The sequence below is a fragment of the Actinomycetospora sp. C-140 genome (assembly GCF_054796175.1).
The window spans coordinates 14,539-33,920 of sequence record NZ_JBTWNF010000027.1; the positions used below are offsets into that span (position 1 = coordinate 14,539).

At 73.2% G+C, this 19,382-nt stretch carries 17 protein-coding genes; 3 read left to right on the plus strand and 14 right to left on the minus strand.

Translation table 11 applies throughout. The annotated features are described in order from the left end of the window. Positions 1-83 precede the first annotated feature (83 nt). On the plus strand, positions 84-1,859 hold the full coding sequence (locus tag ACR9E3_RS30610) for a pyruvate dehydrogenase (RefSeq protein WP_460384738.1): 1,776 nt from the start codon (positions 84-86) through the stop codon (positions 1,857-1,859). A gap of 25 nt (positions 1,860-1,884) precedes the next feature. Here the strand turns inward: ACR9E3_RS30610 and ACR9E3_RS30615 are convergent, their stop codons facing one another. Further along, the gene (locus tag ACR9E3_RS30615) at positions 1,885-3,459 is read right to left on the minus strand and encodes an adenylate/guanylate cyclase domain-containing protein (RefSeq protein WP_460384739.1); all 1,575 of its coding nucleotides are present in this window, start codon (positions 3,457-3,459) and stop codon (positions 1,885-1,887) included. 46 nt (positions 3,460-3,505) lie between these two features. Then, positions 3,506-6,193 carry a pyruvate, phosphate dikinase gene (gene ppdK / locus ACR9E3_RS30620; protein ID WP_460384740.1) on the minus strand — a complete coding sequence of 896 codons (2,688 nt, stop codon included), beginning with the start codon at positions 6,191-6,193 and terminating at the stop codon, positions 3,506-3,508. A gap of 308 nt (positions 6,194-6,501) precedes the next feature. Here ppdK and katG point away from each other — a divergent pair, with 308 nt between their 5' ends. Beyond that, a complete protein-coding gene (gene katG, locus ACR9E3_RS30625) occupies positions 6,502-8,685 on the plus strand; it encodes a catalase/peroxidase HPI (RefSeq protein WP_460384802.1) in 2,184 nt (727 codons plus the stop codon). A 62-nt stretch (positions 8,686-8,747) separates the two neighbouring features. Here the strand turns inward: katG and ACR9E3_RS30630 are convergent, their stop codons facing one another. From ACR9E3_RS30630 to ACR9E3_RS30665, 8 genes are all read right to left on the minus strand, one after another. After that, the gene (locus ACR9E3_RS30630) at positions 8,748-10,187 is read right to left on the minus strand and encodes a carotenoid oxygenase family protein (RefSeq protein ID WP_460384742.1); all 1,440 of its coding nucleotides are present in this window, start codon (positions 10,185-10,187) and stop codon (positions 8,748-8,750) included. 11 nt (positions 10,188-10,198) lie between these two features. Then, entirely contained in the window at positions 10,199-10,807 is a 609-nt protein-coding gene (locus ACR9E3_RS30635; protein ID WP_460384743.1) for a DUF3159 domain-containing protein, read from the minus strand. Positions 10,808-10,955: 148 nt separating this feature from the next. Further along, the gene (locus ACR9E3_RS30640; protein WP_460384744.1) at positions 10,956-11,360 is read right to left on the minus strand and encodes a hypothetical protein; all 405 of its coding nucleotides are present in this window, start codon (positions 11,358-11,360) and stop codon (positions 10,956-10,958) included. Between the two features lie 184 nt (positions 11,361-11,544). After that, the gene (locus tag ACR9E3_RS30645; RefSeq protein WP_460384746.1) at positions 11,545-12,342 is read right to left on the minus strand and encodes a class I SAM-dependent methyltransferase; all 798 of its coding nucleotides are present in this window, start codon (positions 12,340-12,342) and stop codon (positions 11,545-11,547) included. 40 nt (positions 12,343-12,382) lie between these two features. Beyond that, complete coding sequence (locus ACR9E3_RS30650) at positions 12,383-13,114, minus strand: YoaK family protein (RefSeq protein WP_460384747.1); 732 nt, start codon at positions 13,112-13,114, stop codon at positions 12,383-12,385. Continuing rightward, positions 13,111-13,716, minus strand: a complete 606-nt coding sequence (locus tag ACR9E3_RS30655) for a TetR/AcrR family transcriptional regulator (protein WP_460384748.1) — start codon at positions 13,714-13,716, stop codon at positions 13,111-13,113. The genes ACR9E3_RS30650 and ACR9E3_RS30655 overlap by 4 nt, the downstream gene beginning before the upstream one ends. 21 nt (positions 13,717-13,737) lie before the next feature. Then, positions 13,738-14,910, minus strand: coding sequence for an acyl-CoA dehydrogenase family protein (locus tag ACR9E3_RS30660; protein ID WP_460384750.1), 1,173 nt, complete (start codon positions 14,908-14,910; stop codon positions 13,738-13,740). 63 nt (positions 14,911-14,973) lie between these two features. Further along, positions 14,974-15,768 (minus strand): SDR family NAD(P)-dependent oxidoreductase, encoded by a 795-nt coding sequence (locus tag ACR9E3_RS30665; RefSeq protein WP_460384751.1) that lies wholly within the window; start codon positions 15,766-15,768, stop codon positions 14,974-14,976. A 57-nt stretch (positions 15,769-15,825) separates the two neighbouring features. On the opposite strand from ACR9E3_RS30665, the gene ACR9E3_RS30670 reads away from it, so the two are divergent. Continuing rightward, a complete protein-coding gene (locus ACR9E3_RS30670) occupies positions 15,826-16,635 on the plus strand; it encodes an enoyl-CoA hydratase/isomerase family protein (RefSeq protein WP_460384753.1) in 810 nt (269 codons plus the stop codon). On the opposite strand, the gene ACR9E3_RS30675 is transcribed toward ACR9E3_RS30670, so the two are convergent. The 4 genes from ACR9E3_RS30675 to ACR9E3_RS30690 are packed head-to-tail and all read right to left on the minus strand — an operon-like array spanning position 16,622 to position 19,334. Then, positions 16,622-17,275, minus strand: coding sequence for a TetR/AcrR family transcriptional regulator (locus tag ACR9E3_RS30675; protein WP_460384755.1), 654 nt, complete (start codon positions 17,273-17,275; stop codon positions 16,622-16,624). The two genes, ACR9E3_RS30670 and ACR9E3_RS30675, sit on opposite strands and share 14 nt — an antisense overlap. Before the next feature lie 10 nt (positions 17,276-17,285). Continuing rightward, positions 17,286-17,549 carry a hypothetical protein gene (locus ACR9E3_RS30680; protein ID WP_460384756.1) on the minus strand — a complete coding sequence of 88 codons (264 nt, stop codon included), beginning with the start codon at positions 17,547-17,549 and terminating at the stop codon, positions 17,286-17,288. A gap of 13 nt (positions 17,550-17,562) precedes the next feature. Next, positions 17,563-18,063: an aromatic-ring-hydroxylating dioxygenase subunit beta gene (locus ACR9E3_RS30685; RefSeq protein WP_460384758.1), complete on the minus strand. Its 501-nt coding sequence runs from the start codon at positions 18,061-18,063 to the stop codon at positions 17,563-17,565. Then, the gene (locus ACR9E3_RS30690) at positions 18,060-19,334 is read right to left on the minus strand and encodes an aromatic ring-hydroxylating oxygenase subunit alpha (protein ID WP_460384759.1); all 1,275 of its coding nucleotides are present in this window, start codon (positions 19,332-19,334) and stop codon (positions 18,060-18,062) included. Before ACR9E3_RS30690 ends, ACR9E3_RS30685 begins: the two co-directional genes overlap by 4 nt. Positions 19,335-19,382 lie beyond the last annotated feature (48 nt).

A 19,382-nucleotide genomic window follows, 5' to 3' on the forward strand; every position in this document is an offset into this window, starting at 1 on the left:
GCGCCCGTGAGCACTTTCGAGTGCCGGAGCACGCCGAACTGCTCACGTGCGCCGGAGGCGCACCGGGGTGGAAGATCGCGCCCATGGCCGCCCGCACCGTCGCCGATCAGCTCATCGAGGTCCTCCTGCAGGCCGGGGTCCGCCGGATCTACGGGCTCGTGGGGGACAGCCTCAACCCGATCGTCGACGCGGTGCGGCGCTCCGGGGGCGCCGCGGCGGGCGGGATCGACTGGATCCACGTCCACAACGAGGAGGCGGGCGCCCTCGCGGCGGCGGCCGAGGCCCAGCTCACCGGCACCCTGGCCGTGTGCGCCGGCAGCTGCGGGCCCGGCAACACCCACCTGATCCAGGGCCTCTACGACGCGCACCGCTCGGGAGCGCCGGTGCTCGCGATCGCGTCGCACATCCCCTCGCTCCAGATCGGAACCCAGTACTTCCAGGAGACCCACCCCGAGCGGCTCTTCGTCGAGTGCTCCTCGTGGGTCGAGCTGATCTCGCGGCCGCAGCAGCTGCCCCGCCTGCAGCGCATCGCCCTGCAGACCGCGCTCGCCGACCGCGGGGTCTCCGTGCTCGTCCTGCCCGGTGACATCACGGCCCTGCCCGCCGCGCACCCCACCGGGCAGGGCGACCTCGTGGCGCCGTCCTCGGTGCTGATGCCGCCGCCCGACCGCGTCGAGGCCCTCGCCGAGCGGATCAACGCGGCGGCGTCGGTGACGCTCTTCGTCGGCGCCGGGGTCCGCGAGGCGCGCGACGAGGTGCTCGCGCTCGCCGAGCGCGTCAAGGCGCCGGTGGGCCACTCCCTCGGCGGCAAGGAGTGGATCCAGTACGACAACCCCTACGACGTGGGGATGAGCGGGCTGCTCGGGTACGGCGCCTGCTTCGAGGCGAGCCACGAGGCCGACCTGCTCGTGCTGCTGGGCACCGACTTCCCCTACGACGGGTTCCTGCCCCAGGCGCACACGGTGCAGGTCGACCGCGACGCGCGGCACCTCGGGCGCCGCACCGTGCTCGACCTCGGCGTCGAGGGCGACGTCGGCGCCACGCTGCGGGCACTGCTGCCGCTCGTCGAGGAGAAGGCCGACCGCACCTTCCTCGACCGGATGCTGCGCCACCACGCCGACGCGCTCGAGCACGTCGTCGACGCCTACACGCAGCGCGTCGAGGACCACCGGCCGGTGCACCCCGAGTACGTGGCGTCGGTGCTCGACGAGGAGCTCGCCGACGACGCCGTCGTCACCGTCGACACCGGGATGTGCAACGTCTGGGCCGCCCGCTACATCAGCCCCACCGGGCGGCGGCGCATCGTCGGGTCGTTCCGCCACGGGACGATGGCCAACGCGCTGCCGCACGCGATCGGGGCCGCCACGCTGTACCGCGACGGGCAGCCCGGGCGCCAGGTCGTCTCGATGTCCGGCGACGGCGGGCTCACGATGCTCCTGGGCGAGCTGCTGACCGCGGTCGAGCACGATCTCGACCTCACGGTGGTCGCCTTCAACAACGGCTCGCTGGGCATGATCCGCCTCGAGATGATGGTGTCGGGCTTCCCGTCGTTCCAGACCGATCACGGCCCGGCCGACCTCGGTGCCATCGCCCGCGCCGCCGGGCTGCACGCCGTGACCGTCGAGGACCCCCACGAGCTGCGGGGCGCGCTGCGCGGGGCCCTCGACCACCGCGGGCCCTCGCTGGTCGACGTGCGCACCGACCCGAACGCGCTGTCGATCCCGCCGCACATCACCGCCGAGCAGGTCCGCGGGTTCGCGCTCGCCGGGATGCGGACCGTGCTCGCCGGCGGGGTCGGGAAGATGGTCGACCTCGCCCGGTCGAACCTGCGCTCGATCCCGCGCCACCCCCTGCGATAGACGCTTCGGTGGACGCTGCGGCAGGTCACGCCCGCAGCTCGGCCCGGTCCTCCTCGACGCCGACGGTGCGGGACCGCGGGGCGTGGACGTGGGTCGCGCGGTGGCGCCCGCGCAGGCGCAGGACGTCGACCTCGACCCACTGCCCCGCCTCGCGGTCACCGGCGCGCCGGATCGCGGCGTCGGAGGCGGCGACGCGTCCGGGCAGGCCCTTGGCGACGTCGCAGAGGCGGGCCGCCTCGTTCACGGGGTCGCCGATGACCGTGTACTCGTACCGGCGGGCGTCGCCGATGTTGCCCGCGACGGCGGGACCGGCGGAGACCGCGATCCCGGCGGGGTCGTGCCCCCCCTCGAGCCGGTCGGCGAGCGCTCGCGCGGCGGCGAGGGCGGCGGCGGCCGGGTCGTCCGTGTCGTCCGGCGCGCCGAAGACCGCGAGCGCCGCGTCGCCCTCGAACTTGTTGATCCAGCCCCCGTGGCCCTCCACGACGTCGACGACCTCGGCGAAGAACGCGTTGAGCACCGACACGACCTCGTGGGGCGGGCGGTCGAACGCCATCTCGGTGGATCCCACGAGGTCGACGAACAGCACCGCGACCTCGCGCACCTCGCCGCCGAGATCGAGCCGGCCGGCGAGCGCCGCGCGCGCCACCTCCTCGCCGACGTGGCGGCCGAAGAGCTCGCGGAGCTGGTCGCGCTCGCGCAGACCGCCCGCCATCTCGTTGAAGCCCGCCTGGAGCATGCCGAGCTCGGTGGTGTCGGTGACGTCCACCCGGGTGTCGAGCTCGCCGTCGCGGACGCGGCGCATCGCCCGGCGCACGTTCATGACCGGCGTCGCGAGCGACGTCGACGTCAGCGCCGTGAGCAGGAACCCGACGGCGAGCGCGACGACGGCCAGCACCAGCACGACGAGCCCGAGCCGGGTGACCGTGTAGTAGTCGCGGAACAGCAGCGACGCCGCGGCGGCCAGCGCGATCCCGAGCAGCGGCACGCCCGTACCCAGCACCCAGGCCGAGAGCGACCGGGCCGCGACGGCGGGGAGCACACCGAGCCGGGTGGGCGGGTCCTCGGCCAGCACGCGGGCGACCTCGCCGCGCAGCGTCAGCTCGGAGAGCCGGTAGACCACGGCGACGGTCGCGATGCCGCCGAGCCCGACCACGCAGCCGACCGTCACCGCCACGGTGGCGGAGGAGAACGCGTTGAGGACGGTGAACAGCACCGTCGCGACCACCCACGGCACGGCCTGGACGACCGTGATCCGCAGCGGGGCGCCCAGGACGGCGCGCCGCACGAGCCGGCGGTGCTGTCGCCACGCGTCCTCGCCCGCGTCCTCGGCGGGGGCCCGCGGGACGCGGACCCAGAGGAAACCCCAGGTCAGGCCGACGACGCCCGAGGCGAGCAGGTAGATCCCGAACGCCCAGAGGTTGCGGCTCAGCACGCCCTCGACGTCTCCCACCAGCGACTGCGTCGGCAGCAGCCAGCCGGCCAGCCCGAGCACGATCGCCGCCCCCACGACGTTGGCCACGACCACCTGCGCGCCGATCACGGCCTTGGTGGACGGCCGGAAGTCGCGGTGCACGGGACCGCGCTCCGGGGGATCGGTCATGCCTCGATGCTAGCCATGCGGTACCGCTGGTACCGCGTAGAGGGAGTCAGCTCTCGCCGTACCCCGCGGTGGCGGCCCGTCCCGCCTCGAGCCGGGCGACCGGCACGCGGAACGGCGAGCAGGACACGTAGTCCAGGCCCGACCGGTGGAAGAAGTGCACCGAGTCCGGGTCGCCACCGTGCTCGCCGCAGATGCCGAGCTTGAGGTCGTGGCGCACCTCCCGGCCCCGCCACGACGCGATCTCCACGAGCTCCCCGACGCCCTCGGTGTCGAGCGACTCGAACGGCGACACCCCGAAGACGCCGGTCTCGAGGTACTCGGAGAAGAACGAGCTCTCGACGTCGTCGCGGGAGAAGCCCCACGTCGTCTGGGTGAGGTCGTTGGTGCCGAAGGAGAAGAACTGCGCGACCTCGGCGATCTGGGCCGCGACCAGCGCCGCACGCGGCAGCTCGATCATCGTGCCGATCTGGTGCTCGACGGGCGCGCCGTCCACCAGCGACTCGGGCTCGGCCACCACGTCGGCGATCTCGGCCGCGACCGCCTGCAGCTCCTGCACCGTGCCGACCAGCGGCACCATGATCTCCGGCAGCACCGTCACGCCCTCGGCCGCGAGCGTCGCCGCGGCGCGCGTGATCGCCCGGACCTGCATCGCGTACAGGCCGGGCACCGCGATGCCGAGGCGCACCCCGCGCAGGCCGAGCATCGGGTTCTGCTCGTGCAGGCGCCGGACGTTGGCGAGCAGTTCCTCCTTCTCCTCGGTCAGCTCGCCGCGCTCGCGGGCCACGGCCACCTCGACGGAGAGCTCGGTGTAGTCCGGCAGGAACTCGTGCAGCGGCGGGTCGAGCAGCCGGATCGTCACCGGCAGGCCCTCCATCGCCCGGTAGATCGCGGTGAAGTCCTCGATCTGCAGCGGCAGGAGCGCGGCGAGCTGCTTCTCGCGCTCCTCGCGCGTCTCGGCCAGCACCAGCGCCTCGACCAGCGCGCGGCGCTCGCCCAGGAACATGTGCTCGGTGCGGCAGAGCCCCACGCCCTCGGCGCCGAACGTCCGCGCGGTCGCGCAGTCCTCGCCGGTGTCGGCGTTGACGCGCACCCGCAGCCGGCGCCGGTCGTCGGCGTGGCGCAGGATCCGGTCGACCGCCGCGACGAGGTCGTCGTTCTCGGCGAGCCCCGTCGAGCCCTCGAAGTAGGACATGACGGGGCTGGACACCACGGGGACCCGCCCGAGGTAGACCTCGCCGTTCGTGCCGTCGATCGAGATCGTGTCGCCCTCGGCCACCACCCGGCCGTCGGGCGTGGTCATCGTCTTCGCGCGGACGTCGACCTCGAGCTCCTCGGCGCCGCACACGGCGGTCTTGCCCATGCCGCGCGCGACGACCGCGGCGTGCGAGGTGCGCCCGCCCCGGCTCGTCAGCACGCCCTCCGCGGCGATCATGCCGTCGAGGTCGTCGGGGTTGGTCTCCCGGCGGACGAGCACGACCTTCTCGCCGGTCTTCGCCCGCCGGACCGCGGTGGGCGAGTCGAACACCGCGATCCCGCTGGCCGCGCCCGGGGAGGCGTTCATCCCCGTCGTGAGCAGCTCCTTCTCCGCATCGCGGTCGAAGCGCGGGAACATCAGCTGCGCGAGCTGCTGGCCGGTGACGCGCTGGAGCGCCTCGTCGGCGTCGATGAGGCCCTCGTCGACCAGCTGGCAGGCGACGGTGAAGGCCGCCGCGGCCGTGCGCTTGCCGACGCGCGTCTGCAGCATCCAGAGCTTGCCGCGCTCGATCGTGAACTCGATGTCGCACAGGTCGCGGTAGTGGTTCTCGAGCGTCGCCATGATCTCGAGCAGGTGGTCGTACGACGCCTTGTCGATCCGCTCGAGCTCGGTGAGGTGCAGGGTGTTGCGGATGCCGGCGACGACGTCCTCGCCCTGCGCGTTCTGCAGGTAGTCGCCGTAGATGCCCTGGGCGCCCGACGCGGGGTCGCGGGTGAACGCGACGCCGGTGCCGGAGTCCATGCCGAGGTTGCCGAAGACCATCGAGCAGACGCTCACGGCCGTGCCGAGGTCGGCGGGGATGCGCTCCTGGCGGCGGTAGACGTTCGCGCGGGGGGAGTTCCACGACTCGAAGACCGCGCGGATCGCGAGGTCCATCTGCTCGCGCGGGTCCTGCGGGAAGTCACGGCCCGCGTGCTCGCGCACGATGCCCTTGAACGTCTCCACGAGCGCGGCGAGGTCGCTGGCGTCGAGGTCGAGGTCGTTCGCCGTGCCCTTCGCCTTCTTCGCCGCGTCGAGCGCCTCGGCGAAGTGCTCGGCGGAGATGTCCAGCACGGTCGCGCCGAACATCTGCACGAGGCGGCGGTAGGAGTCCCAGGCGAAGCGGTCGTCGCCGGCCTGGGTCGCGAGGCCGCGGACCGAGGAGTCGTTGAGGCCGACGTTGAGGACGGTCTCCATCATCCCGGGCATCGAGAACTTCGCCCCCGAGCGGACGGACACCAGCAGCGGGTCGTCGGCCTGGCCCAGCTGCTTGCCCATCGACTTCTCGAGGGCCGCGAGGTGCTCGCTGACCTCGTCGGCGAGGCCGGCGGGCTCGTGACCGTCCGCGAGGTAGGCCCGGCAGGCCTCGGTGGTGATGGTGAACCCGGGCGGCACGGGCAGCCCCAGGTTGGTCATCTCGGCCAGGTTGGCGCCCTTGCCACCGAGCAGGTCCTTCTGGTCCTTGTCGCCCTCGCCGAACGAGTACACGAGCTTGGGCATGCTGCCTCCGTCTGCGCGACGCCTGGTCCCCCGCCGGCTCCGTCCTCGGGCGCCGACCGTGCCAGCGTGGCCGAGGCACGTCACGGCGGCCAGACCCCGACGCGCAGATGATGCTGACCATGACGGAAACTTGATTCATTCCAGACTAGGCGCGACACTGCGACCCGTGTCACCACCGGCCTCCCCCGCCCGGACGGGCTCCGCAGGCCGAACCACCGCCACACCACCCAGTCCGACCGTCCAGTGACCGTTCAGTGATCCGGAGGGACCTCCCCGTGTCCGAGAGCCACGTGACCCGCGAGACCGAGATGAACACCGAGGACGCGGGCGGCTGCCCCGTCCACGCCGGCCGTCTCGCGCACCCGACCGAGGGCGGCGGCAACGTCGACTGGTGGCCCAACCAGCTGAACCTGCGCATCCTGCGCTCGCACGCCCCCGCGTCCAACCCGATGGACGACGGCTTCGACTACGCCGAGGCCTTCAAGACCGTCGACCTCGACGAGCTCGCGAAGGACGTCGACGCGGTCCTCACGACCTCGCAGGACTGGTGGCCCGCCGACTTCGGCCACTACGGCGGCTTCATGATCCGCATGGCCTGGCACTCGGCCGGCACCTACCGCCTCGCCGACGGCCGCGGCGGCGCCGGCATGGGCATGCAGCGCTTCGCCCCGCTCAACAGCTGGCCGGACAACGGCAACCTCGACAAGGCGCGCCGCCTGCTGTGGCCGGTCAAGCAGAAGTGGGGCCAGAAGGTCTCCTGGGCCGACCTGATGATCTTCACGGGCAACCGGGCCCTCGACACCATGGGCTTCACGACCTTCGGCTTCGCCGGCGGGCGTCCCGACGTCTGGGAGCCCGACAACGAGACCTACTGGGGCCCGGAGAACTACTGGCTCGGCGGCGACCAGCGCTACAGCGGCGACCGCCGGCTCGAGCAGCCGCTCGGCGCCTCGCAGATGGGCCTGATCTACGTCAACCCGGAGGGCCCGGACGGCAACCCCGACCCGCTGGCCGCCGCGCGCGACATCCGCGAGACCTTCGGCCGGATGGCGATGAACGACGAGGAGACCGTCGCCCTGATCGCCGGCGGGCACACGTTCGGCAAGACGCACGGCGCGGCCGACCCCGACCAGTACGTCGGTGCCGAGCCCGAGGGCGCGGGCATCGAGGAGCAGGGCCTGGGCTGGCACCAGAGCTTCGGCTCCGGCAAGGGCCGTGACGCGATCACCTCCGGGCTCGAGGTCACCTGGACCTCCACGCCCGCGCAGTGGAGCAACGCCTACTTCGACAACCTCTTCGGCTACGAGTGGGAGCTGCACAAGTCGCCGGCCGGCGCGTGGCAGTACCGGCCGGTGGACAACGGCGGCGCGAACACCGTGCCCGACCCGGAGACCGGCGAGCTCACCCGCCAGCCGACGATGCTCGTCACCGACGTCTCGCTGAAGGTCGACCCGGTCTACAAGGAGATCTCGCAGCGGTTCCACCAGAACCCGGAGCAGCTCGCCGACGCGTTCGCCCGCGCCTGGTACAAGCTGACCCACCGCGACATGGGCCCGATCCAGCGCTACCTCGGCCCCTGGGTGCCGCAGGAGACGCTGATCTGGCAGGACCCGGTGCCCGCCCACGAGGGCCCGGTCGTCAGCTCCTCCGAGATCGCCGACCTGAAGAAGCGGATCCTCGACGCCGGCCTGTCGGTGTCGTCGCTCGTCAAGGCCGCCTGGGCGTCCGCGTCGACGTTCCGCATCGGCGACAAGCGCGGCGGCGCCAACGGCGCCCGCGTCCGCCTCGAGCCGCAGATCGACTGGGAGGTCAACGACCCGCAGGAGCTGCGCCGCACCCTCGCGGCCCTCGAGGAGGTCCAGAAGGCGTTCTCCGGGAACGTCTCGCTGGCCGACGTCATCGTGCTCGGCGGTGTCGCGGCGGTGGAGAAGGCCGCGAAGGACGCCGGGGTCGACGTCAGCGTGCCCTTCACCCCGGGCCGCACGGACGCCTCGCTCGAGTGGACCGACGTCGACTCGTTCACCCACCTCGAGCCGACGGCCGACGGGTTCCGCAACTACCTCGGCAAGGGCCACCAGCTCCCCGCCGAGTACCTGCTCGTCGACCGCGCGAACCTGCTCAACCTCTCCGCCCCGGAGATGACGGTCCTCGTCGGCGGCCTGCGCGTGCTGGGCGCCAACACCGCCGGCTCGACGCACGGTGTGCTGACGAACCGTCCCGGGCAGCTGACGAACGACTTCTTCGTCAACCTGCTCGACATGAACACCCAGTGGGCGAAGGTGGCCGAGGAGGACGGGATCTTCGAGGCCCGCGGGGCCGACGGCGAGGTCCACTGGACCGGTACCCGCAACGACCTCGTGTTCGGCTCGAACTCCGAGCTGCGCGCGGTCGCGGAGGTCTACGCCTCGTCCGACGGTGCGCAGAAGTTCGTCCGCGACTTCGTCGCCGCGTGGGACAAGGTCATGATGCTGGACCGCTACGACCTGAACTGATCCGGCACCGACGACGAGGGCCCCGGTCGCTGCGGTGCGGCCGGGGCCCTCGTGCGTCGGGGCTATTCCTCCGTCGGCAGCCACGCCCCGTGCAGCCCCAGCGGGACGCGCACGGGGATCCGGACCTTCGCGACCGGGCCGGCGCCGGGGTCGGCCGCGGCGAACACGACGAACCAGCTCGACCGGTCGGTGCGGTCGGTGGCGAACGTGACCCACCAGCCCTGCGCGGTGTCGTCCGCCCCGGGCTTCGGCACGAAGCACGGTTCGCCGACCGACAGGTCACCGGCGTCCCACGTCACGGCCCGCTCGGTGGCGGAGTCGAGCCAGAGGACCGCGTCGAAGTTGCCGTTCGCGAGCTCGACCTTCCCCGTCTTGGCCCCGAGCGCGACCACGCCGTGCGGGCGGCCGATCCGGCGGTCGTCGACGCGCGGGAACTCCATGCCGTGCGGGTCGGTGAGGAACCGGCGGGTGATCGAGCCCGTCGTCGGGTCGATCTCCGCCCGCGCGATGCCGCCGACGTTGGGGTGTGGGTCGCGGGCCAGGCCTCCGGGATAGGCCCACGCGACGAGGTCGAGGACGACTCTGCCGTCGCCCCGGTCGTCGACGGTGTCGTACGCGTTGGCGTTGTGCCAGCTCCAGAACGCCTCCGTGTGCGCCCACCGCACCGCGCTGCCGTCGCGCGGGATCAGCGCGATCCGCGTGCCGTCCTCGGGGCGCCACGCGAGCAGCGACCCGCCGCGCATCGCCGCGGCCATGTCGAAGTACAGCGGTCCGAGCACGAGGACGACGTAGCGCTCGGTGATCGCCATGTCGTGGATCATCACCGGCTGGTCGACGTCCGGGATCGGCGTGGGCGCCCGGCGCGTGCCGCCGTCGGGGCCGAGGACCGCCCACGTGAGGTACGGCGCCTCGAGCCCGTAGCAGAACATGATCATCTCGCCGGTGCGCGGATCGACCTTCGGGTGGGCGCAGAGCCCGGCGGGGATCGTGCCGCCGAAGGTCTCCTTGCCGACCGTCGCGAGCTCCGGGGTCAGCGCGTACGGCGGGCTCGACTCGGCGAGCGCGAGGAGCTTCCCGGCGTGCCGGACGACGTTGATGTCGGGCAGGTCCTTCGCGACGTGCGCGAGGCTCGGCCCGACCTCGTCCTCGCCGGGCGTGTACCCCGTCATCAGCCCGCCCCACAGCGCCCGGCCGGCGCCGATCTCGGCGTCGAGCATCGGCGTGTGCACGAAGCGGTTCGCGTAGCGGGCCTTCCCGCCCGACACCCACAGCCCGTGCACCATCCCGTCGCCCTCGAGGGGATAGATGTACGAGCCGAGCGGGGTGAAGCGCGGGTTGGGGCCGTTGCGCACGTACATTCCGTCCATCTCGGACGGGAGCTCGCCGGTGACCTCGAGGTCGCCTGCGTCGATCTCGTCGATCACCGGCTCGAAGACGCCCGACAGGTGCGGGTCGTGCGCGGCGTCGACGGGCGGGGGTCCGCCGGGGACGGTGGTGGTCACGGTGCCTCCCGTCAGGCCGGCTGGGCCGGGGCCTCGTGCGCGCCGTGGCTCCCGCCGGCGTGCAGGCGGGAGCGGACGTGCTCCGGATACCAGGCGGTGATCTTGACCGCGACGACGATCGCCACGATCGGCACGACCCAGTTGAAGACGTCGGGGTTCGCCCCCCAGTAGCCGACGGCCGCGTCACACAGCGCGTTGATCACGAACACGACGCCCCACAGGCCGGTGAGCACGCGGTTGACCTGCTTGAACGTCGGCGTGTTCCACACCTCGGGCGGCGCCTGCTTCTTGGCGTAGAACTCGGTGAACGGCCGGCCGACGGCCAGCGAGCCCAGCGCGACGAGGGCGATCACGACGCTGGAGAGCAGCTGCGCACGGTCCTCGATCGGCTGCAGGGCCGCGCGGTCGAGCACGAGCGAGAGGACGAACAGCACCGCGAAGAACACGAGCGCCGCCGCGTCGAGGATGCTGATCGAGCGACTCCGGCGCCAGTCCGGCACCGCGAGGATGAGCGAGCAGGCCAGCGCGGCCAGCGCCGCCCACTCCCAGGTGCTCGGCCCCGCGACGACCGAGAAGACGATCCAGGGCACGAAACCCAGGAAGATGGACGCTTTCTGCACGACGGCCTCCTGCCGATGCTGATGACTCTCCGTCATCATGAAAGGAGGCGGCCGGAGGATTCAAGGTCCCGGTCGGAGATCTGACCGGCGCTGGGTAACGATCGCGCGGTGGGGTGTCACCTGGACGGGCGAATGATCGCCGTTCGGGTCAGTGGGCGGGTCCGGTGGCGCGGGAGGGCGTCGCGAGGACGGTCCGCAGCGGCACCCCGCCGACCGCACGCGGCATCGGCACCGGGTTCGGTGTCGCACCGACCACGACGAGGCCGTCCACCGCGGGGTGCTGGGCGTAGCGGGTGAGGCGCGCGATGGTCGCGTCGTCGAGACCGGCGAGCGCGGGCACGATCCCGATCGAGGCCTCGACCCGGGGGAACGGCTCGGCGACCAGCAGGGGCAGGCGGTCGCCGCTTCCGAGCGCGTAGTCCCGCACGGTGACCAGCCCGGCGCCCGCGAGCAGCAGTGCGATCACGCTGATCACCGAGGCGGGGTCGAGGTGGGGGAAGGCCGCGCCCTCGATCAGTTCGACCACGCGCTGGGCCAGCAGGTCAGCGTGCACGATCCGCCCTCCCCGCTCCCGGCGCCGGGGCCCATGATTCCCTGCCGCGGCCCGCGGGGCGAGCCCCTTCTCTGAGGCAGTTGGGGTTTCTGGGGTTGCTGGGGCTCGTCGGCGCGCGCCGCGGAGATCACCAGGCCGAAAGACACCTCCGCGAGTCCCTCAGAGGTGCCTTTCGCCCTGCTGATCACGGTCGCGGGAGCGCCGCCTCCACCAGGTGCGCGGTCATCGCCGCGGTGACGGGACCGTCTCCGAGGTCCGCGGTCATCGCCGCCGCGACGCGCGCGACGACGTCGTCGAGGTCGCCCCGGCGCGCGAGCTCGGCGCGCAGCGGCGAGCCGGTGCCGAAGCCGACCGCGATCTGCGTCGGCTCCTCCGCCCGCCCGGACAGCGTCACGGTGTCGACGTCGACGCCGTCGAACCCGCCCGCGCGCAGGTCGGCGGTGATCCGTTCCGGGTCCGTGTAGCCGTGGGGCACGGCGGTGAGGAACGCCGGGACGTCGCCCGGGAACACCTGGTCCAGCGCGCGGGCGAGAGAGTCGGCGAAGCCGTGCGTCGGCAGCGTGTCCCACGTCGTGAACAGGAAGCGTCCCGACGGCGCGAGGACGCGGGCGACCTCGGCGTAGGCGGCCGGGCGGTCCGGCAGGAACATGACGCCGAAGCCGCAGACGACGAGGTCGAAGGACGCGTCCGCGAACGGCAGGTCCGACGCGTCGGCGGTCCGCCACACCGCCCCGGGCACGCGCGAGGCGCCCAGCTCCACCATCGCCGGGTTGAGGTCGGTGGCGGTGAGGTCGACGCCGGGGAGCGCGGCGAGCAGCTCCGCGGTCACGACGCCCGTGCCGGCGGCGATCTCCAGGACGCGGTGCCCGGCGGCCCGGGACGCCAGCTCGCGGGCGAACGGGCGGAACACCGGCGGCACCAGGCAGCGCTCGTAGACCTCGGGCATCGACCCGACCCAGCGCGTGCTCTCGTCGACGCCCATGGGTCCTTGTCCCAGACCGGACGCCGGGGGGCAAGACCTCCTACCGCGGCGCCACCCAGGGCTGCTCGGCCCGCGACACCGTGTGGCTGCCCACGCCGACGGCGAGGATGATCAGCAGGCCGAGGGCCAGCGCCGCACCCGGGGCGACCAGCCGGGCCAGCAGACCGCCGGCGACGACGCCGACGACGAACGCCGCGATCGCGAGCCCGCGTCGCAGCACGAGCGGGTCGTGGTGCTCCGCGCCGCGCTCGGTGAGCATCCCGATCGTCGTGAGCGTGACCATCGCGGTGAGCAGGTCGGGGACCTTGAGGTAGCGGATGAGCGCGAGCTGCCCGCCCATCGACGCGGCGAGCAGGACCGTCACGGCGAGCCGGACCGCGGGGTGCAGCGGCTCGGCGGCGAGGACCACCACGACCGTCACCGGCACCGCGAGGACCGTCTTGAACACCGCGACGTCGCGGACGGCGCGGCCGCGGTGGTGGCCGCCGGGGCGCCGGCAGACGCGGCCCGCGACGATCGCGCCGACCACGAAACCGCCGACCGCGACGGCGGGGGAGACGATCGAGAAGCCGCTCGCACCCGCGACCCCGAGCCCGAGGAAGACGATGTTGCCGGTGATCGCGGCGACGAAGACGTGGTCCAGCGCGAGGATGCTCGTCGCGTCGACGACACCGGCGAGTGCCGTGAACCCGAGCAGCAGGGCGGGCAGCGGGCCGTCCTTCTCGTCGACCAGCGCACGGCGCAATGCCGAACCGCCGGCCGGGGCGCTCACGTCGCGAGCCCGTGCCGGACGAGCCTCTGCGCGGCGTCGATGACGGCGTCGAGCGAGCCGCGGGCGGGGTCCCACCACTCCGCGGTCCAGTTCAGCGCGCCGAGCACGACCATCAGCGCGGTGCCCGGCGCGAGGCCGGCGTCGAGGTCGCCCTCGTCCTGCACCTGCGCGATGAGCTCCCGCCACACGCCGACGTAGTCGCGCTGTGCCTGGCGGTGACGCTCGCGCATCGCCTCGGGCAGCTGCGGCACCGTGCGGATCGCGGCGGCGGCGTGGTCGGAGTGCGTCAGCAGGGTGCGCAGGTGTGCGGACACCGCGATCGCGAGCCGGTCGATCGCGGGCAGGTCCGGGGGCGCCGCGGCGAGCGCCTCGGACACCAGCGAGCGCGCACGGTCGAGCCCGACGGCCACGGCCTCGTCGATCAGCTCGTCGCGCGAGGAGAAGTAGTAGTAGATCGCCGGCGCCTGCACCTGCGCGACCTCGGCGACGTCGGAGAGCCGGGTGCCCGCGTAGCCGCGGCGCAGCAGCACGTGCGCCGCGGCGTCGACGACGCGCCGTCGGGTGCGCGCGGACTTGGTGTCGCGCACGGCCGCCTCGGTCACCGGCCCAGCGTAGGTCGCACGTCAGTAGGACGACGGCAGGCCGAGGCTGCGCTGCGCGACGAAGTTCAGCACCATCTCGCGGCTCACCGGCGCGGTCTTGAGCATCCGCGCGAGGAACCACAGGTCGGCGAGCCCGTACTCGTGGGACAGCCCGTTGCCGCCGTGGGTCTGGATGGCCTGGTCGAGCGCCCGCAGCGAGGCGTCGGCCGCCGCGAACTTCGCGATGTTCGACGCCTCGGCGGCGTCGGCACCCTCGTCGAACAGGTCGGCGGCGCGGGCGGTCATCAGCCGAGCCTGCGTCACCCCGATGTAGGCCTCGGCGAGCGGGTGCGCGACGCCCTGGTGCGCCCCGATCGGCACGCCCTTCCACACCGCGCGCTGGTTCGCGTACTCGGTCGCCTTCGCCAGGGCGTAGAGCGAGATGCCGTTGCTGATCGAGGCGGCCGTGATCCGCTCCGGGTTGAGCCCGGAGAACACCTGGCGCAGCCCGTTGCCGTCGTCGCCGATCAGCGCGTCGGGCTCGAGCGCGACGTCGTCGAACCACACCGTGAACTGGTGCTCGGGCTGCACGAGCGCGGCCTCGATCGGCTGCCAGCTCAGGCCGGGGGAGTCGGTGGGCACGACGAACAGCGAGAGCGGGCGCCGCGGACCGCCGGACTCCGCGGAGCCGCTGCGCGCGACGACCAGGATCGCGTCGGCCTCGTCGACACCGGAGGTCCAGTACTTGGTGCCGGTCAGCCGCCAGCCGTCGCCGTCCTCATGCGCCGTCGTCGTGATCTCGTGGGAGTTCGACCCGGCGTCGGGCTCGGTGATCGCGAACGCCATCTTCAGCGAGCCGTCGGCGATGCCGGTGAGCCAGCGCTGCTTCATCGCGTGCGAGCCGTGGCGGGCGAGGATCGTGCCGCAGATCGCGGGCGAGATGACGGTCATGAGCAGCGGGCAGCCCGCCGCGCTCGCGGCCTCGACGACCACCGACAGGTCACCCAGCGTCCCGCCGCCACCCCCGTACTCCTCGGGCAGGTGCACCCCGAGGAACCCGGCGGCCCCGAGCTCCTTCCACAGCGCGGCCGGCTCCTCGTGCGCGCGGGCGCGCGCGACGAAGTAGGAGTGCCCGTACCGGGAGACGAGCGCCGTGACGGCGTCGCGCAGCGCAGCGCGCTCGTCGGACTCGGGGACGATGGACGACCTGTTCACGCGTGCTCCCGGCTGCTCGAATTTCATGCAGAGTAAAAAATGCTCGGGTCGGCGTCAACGTGCTCACGGCATCGACGAGCCGCCCCCGACCGCGACCACCTGGCCCGTCACCTGTCGGGCCGCGCGCGGTGAGGACAGCCAGACGACCGCGTCGGCGACGTCGGCCGGCGTCGTGAGCCGGCGCAGCGCCTGCTGCTTGAGGACGGACGCGATCTGGTCCTCGTCGAACACCGCGTCCCGGCCACCGGCCCACAGGCTGTCGGCGCCGATGCCGTCGTCCTCGGGCAGCACGAGGCCGGGGCACACGACGTTGGACCGCACGCCCCGGCGGCCCTGCTCGCGCGCGGTGGTGCGCGCGAGCGCGATCAGGCCGGCCTTCGTCGTGCCGTAGACGCCCTGGCGGATCGCGCCGAACGCGGCGTCGCTGGAGATGAACACGACCGCGCCGTCGCCGGCCTCGCCCATCGGCCTGAGCGCGGCCTGCGTGCAGTCGATGGCGGTGTAGAGGTTGGTCTCGATCGTGCGCTGCCACAGCGCGCGGTCGGTCTGCTCGGTGAGGAAGCCCGGCACGCTCCACCCGGCGTTGTTGACCAGCACGTCGACCCCGCCCCACGCGTCCACCGCGGTGCCGACGACCCGGCCGCCCGCGCCGTCGGTGGTCAGGTCGATCACCAGGACCTCGACCGCCGCGGCGCCGAGGTCGAGCGCCTCCCCGCGCACCGTCGCGGCCTGGTCCGCGTCGCGGTCGGCGAGGACGATCCGGGCGCCCTCGCGGGCGAAGCCGTGCACGATCCCGCGGCCGATGTTCGACGCGCCGCCCGTGACGATCACGCGGGCGTCGGCGAGGCCGAGGTCCATGGGTCCTCCCGTGTAGGGTCCGCCCTGATTAATCTGCGTTAGAAAGCGAGGCTACCGGTGACGGAGGAGCTGGTCGCGTCCGGTCCCGTGCTGCTGGACGTCGACGACCGCGGGGTGGCCCGGCTGCGGCTCAACCGCCCGGAGGCGTCCAACGGGCTCGACGTCGAGCTGCTGACCGCGTTCCACGACGCGGTGATGACCTGCCACGCGCGCCCGGGCCTGCGGGCCCTGGTGATCACCGGCGAGGGACGGCACTTCTGCGCGGGCGGCGACGTCAAGACGTTCGCGAGCAAGGGGACCGGGCTGCCCGACTACCTGCGCGAGGCGACGGCGCGGCTGCAGATGGTCGTCTCCGCCCTGCTCGCGCTGCCGGCTCCGGTGGTGGCCTCGGTGCAGGGCTTCGCGGCGGGCGGCGGCGGCTTCGGTCTCGTGTGCGCCTGCGACCTCGTCGTCGCCGCGGAGTCGGCGAAGTTCCTCGGCGGGGCGACGCGGGTCGGGATGGCGCCGGACGCGGGCGCGACGGTGACCCTCCCTGCGCTCGTCGGGATGCGCAAGGCGCTGGAGATCGCGCTGACCAACCCCGTCCTCACGGCCGCCGAGGCGCTCGACGCGGGTCTGCTCACCGCGGTCGTGCCCGACGAGGAGCTCGCCCCACGGACCGAGGAACTGGTGGCGACGCTGGTCGCCGGGGCGCCGCGCGCCCTCGCGGCGACGAAGCGGCTGCTGTGGTCGGGCATCGGCTCGCGGGTCGAGGCGCAGCTCCCGGAGGAGGCGCGCACCGTCTCCGAGCTCTCGGGCACCGCCGACGCCCGCGAGGGCCTCGACGCCGTGATCGAGCGCCGGGCGCCGCGCTTCAGCGGGGAGTAGCCCCCGACCGACCCAAGCCGCTGCGCACCACGTGCTGGGTCGTCGCGACGACCTCGTCGAGCGACCCGCGGTCCGGGTTCCACCACTCCGGCGCCCAGTTGAGTGCCCCGAGCACGAGCATGCGCGCGGCGCGGGCGTCGACGTCGGCGGCGAGCTCGCCGGCGGCGACGGCGTCCTCGACGAGCCCGCGCCAGACGTCGGCGTAGTCGCGCTGACCGACCAGCTGGCGCTCGCGGATGTCGAGGGGCAGCTGCGCGGCGTTGCGGATCGCGGCGAGGGCGAAGTCGGAGCGGTCCAGCACGACCTCGAGGTGCGCGGCGATGGCCCGGTCGATCCGGTCGAACGCGCCCGCGTCGCGGGGCAGCGCCTCGAGCGACGCGACGACGTGGGCGTGCGTCGCCTGCTGGCCGACGGTGACGACCTCGGCGAGCAGGTCCTCGCGCGAGGGCCAGTAGTAGTAGACGGCGGGCGCCTGCACGGCCGCGACCTCGGCGATGTCGACCAGCCGGGTGCCCGCCCAGCCCTGGCGGCTGAGGATCTGCGCCGCGGCGGCGAGGATCCGCTCGCGGGTGCGGGCCGACTTCCGCCCGCCGGCTGAGGGGGCGTCGGGCGACGGCGGGGCGGTCCGCTCGCGGGGCACGCGCGTGATCCTAGGTCGGCGACTCCGGCCGTGACTCGTGGATCGACTCCCGCGCCGGGCCGCGGTCCGCGTCGCGCCACCGGTGTCGCGACGGATCCAGCAGCGCCCGCATCCACTCCTCCGGGGCCCACACGATCGACTCCAGCTCGAGCGCGTCGAGGTAGCGCACCGTGCCGGTGCGCCGGTCCTCGAGGCGCAGGCGCGTGCCGTTGCCCCGGTCGTCGACCGAGACGGCGACGGCCGCGAACTCGTTGGCGACGATGTCGGGTTCCATCAGCGGCAGTCCATCAGATGAGGAACGACATCGTCGGCAGCGAGCGGTCGCTGTCGACGAGCACGATCGTCTTCGCCGCCATCCGCAGTCCGCCGTCCACCCGCCGCAGCCGGTGGGTGACCCGCCCGACCCACCACGTCGTGCCGCGGTCGCGCGACTCGAGGATCTGGACGACGGACCCGACGATCGTGTCGTCCTCCTCCTGGCCGAGGATCTCCACGTTCGTCACCGACCGGCACAGCCGCGACGGCGGGCGCTGGGAGTGCCGGCGCCCGGTCTGCAGCTGCTGGATCCTCGTCGCGATCCGGGCGCGGTTGTCGAAGATGATCGACATGTGGGTCCGCGGGTCGGCCTCCGGGTCCACCGGCACGTGGTAGACGGCGTCGTCGGTCCAGAGCGCCTCCCACTCCTCGAGCGCGAACGCATCGGCCAGCCGCGCCTCGCGGTAGAGGAACCGCTCGGCCTCGCGGAGATCGATGTCGAGGGCGGCGTCGACGTCGGGGAGCGCGGTCACGTCATCAGCTCCAGGTAGTGCGCCCACATCGCCCGCATCGACGTCTCGTCGGTCGCGGTGCCGATCGTGAACCCGTCGTCGTCGACGCCCTCGCGCTGCAGACCGCGGCTGAGGTCCAGCCACTCCGGCTGCCGCGCCGCGACGCCGCGCTGGTTGCGCTCGTACATCTCCGCGTCGTCGGCGAGCAGCATCCCGGCGGGCCCGACCGAGCCGACGCACTGGGTGACGAGCCGGCGGTTGAGGTCCGGCGCGTCCTTGAACTGGATCGCCGTGACGTGCTGGACGGTCCGGTCGACGGCGAGGGGCTGGATCGCGAAGAGCTGGATCTCCGCGATGAAGAGGTTCGGGAAGATCATGACGTGCGGCGAGCCGTTGATCATGATCTCGTCGGCGGCCGCGGTGCCGTGCGCCCGCCGCATGGCCGCGACGTAGTCCGGGATCTTCGCCTCGGGCGTGCCCGCCCAGCCCATCGGGACGCCGAGGCGGCGGAACTCGGGGGAGAGGTCGTTCTCGGTGTGCCCCCCGCCGAGGGCCCGCGTCACCGCCGTGGACTTGTCGCTGTAGAGCGCGCCGATGCCGCTGCCGGAGATCGAGAAGATCGAGGAGTGGACGAACTGCGGGTGGTACCCGTCGGTCTCGTTCTCGACGAGCATCTTCCAGTTCGCGCTGACCTCGTGGCGGACCCAGCCCGCCGTCATCTCCACCTCGCCGGCGGGGGAGAGCGCGCAGAGCCGGTCGAGACGCTCCGCCGCGGCGCCGAGGTGCTCGCGCAGCGTCGGCCCCTCCGCCGCGAGGCTCGCGAAGACGAACCCGCGGTAGACCTCGACCCGCGGCGCCGCGGCGAGACCCGGGAGCCGGTCGCGGGCGCTCGAGCCGCCGTAGCCCTGGTTGAACGGGAAGCCGAGCAGGTCGCCGGTGTTCGCGAACGTCCAGCCGTGGTACGGGCAGCGGAACGATCCGGCGTTGCCGCGGTCGGCGTCGCAGACGAGGTTCCCGCGGTGCGAGCACCGGTTGTGCAGGACGTGGATCGCGCCGGTCCTGTCGCGGGTCATGACGACCTGCTGCGGCCCGATCGTCGTGCGGACGTAGTCGTTCGGCTCCGGCACCTCGCTCGTGTGCCCGACGTACACCCAGGTCGAGTACCAGATGCGCTCGAGCTCCCGGGCGTACACGGCCGGGTCGGTGTAGAGCGAGCCGTGGACGGCGTCGGGACGCACGAGCGAGCGGATCCGGTCCGCCTCGGCATCCCGGCCGACGTCGGTGGTGGTCATGGGCTCCCCCTCAGGACACCCCGGAACTGGACGCATTGTCTGGACACA

Coding starts and splice junctions, on each gene's coding strand:
- ACR9E3_RS30610 (WP_460384738.1), top strand. CDS start 84: ATGGCCGCCCGCACCGTCGCCGATCAGCTCATCGAGGTCCTCCTGCAG.
- ACR9E3_RS30680 (WP_460384756.1), bottom strand. CDS start 17,549: ATGGAACCCGACATCGTCGCCAACGAGTTCGCGGCCGTCGCCGTCTCG.
- ACR9E3_RS30665 (WP_460384751.1), bottom strand. CDS start 15,768: ATGGACCTCGGCCTCGCCGACGCCCGCGTGATCGTCACGGGCGGCGCG.
- katG (WP_460384802.1), top strand. CDS start 6,502: ATGAACACCGAGGACGCGGGCGGCTGCCCCGTCCACGCCGGCCGTCTC.
- ACR9E3_RS30645 (WP_460384746.1), bottom strand. CDS start 12,342: ATGGGCGTCGACGAGAGCACGCGCTGGGTCGGGTCGATGCCCGAGGTC.
- ACR9E3_RS30690 (WP_460384759.1), bottom strand. CDS start 19,334: ATGACCACCACCGACGTCGGCCGGGATGCCGAGGCGGACCGGATCCGC.
- ppdK (WP_460384740.1), bottom strand. CDS start 6,193: ATGCCCAAGCTCGTGTACTCGTTCGGCGAGGGCGACAAGGACCAGAAG.
- ACR9E3_RS30615 (WP_460384739.1), bottom strand. CDS start 3,459: ATGACCGATCCCCCGGAGCGCGGTCCCGTGCACCGCGACTTCCGGCCG.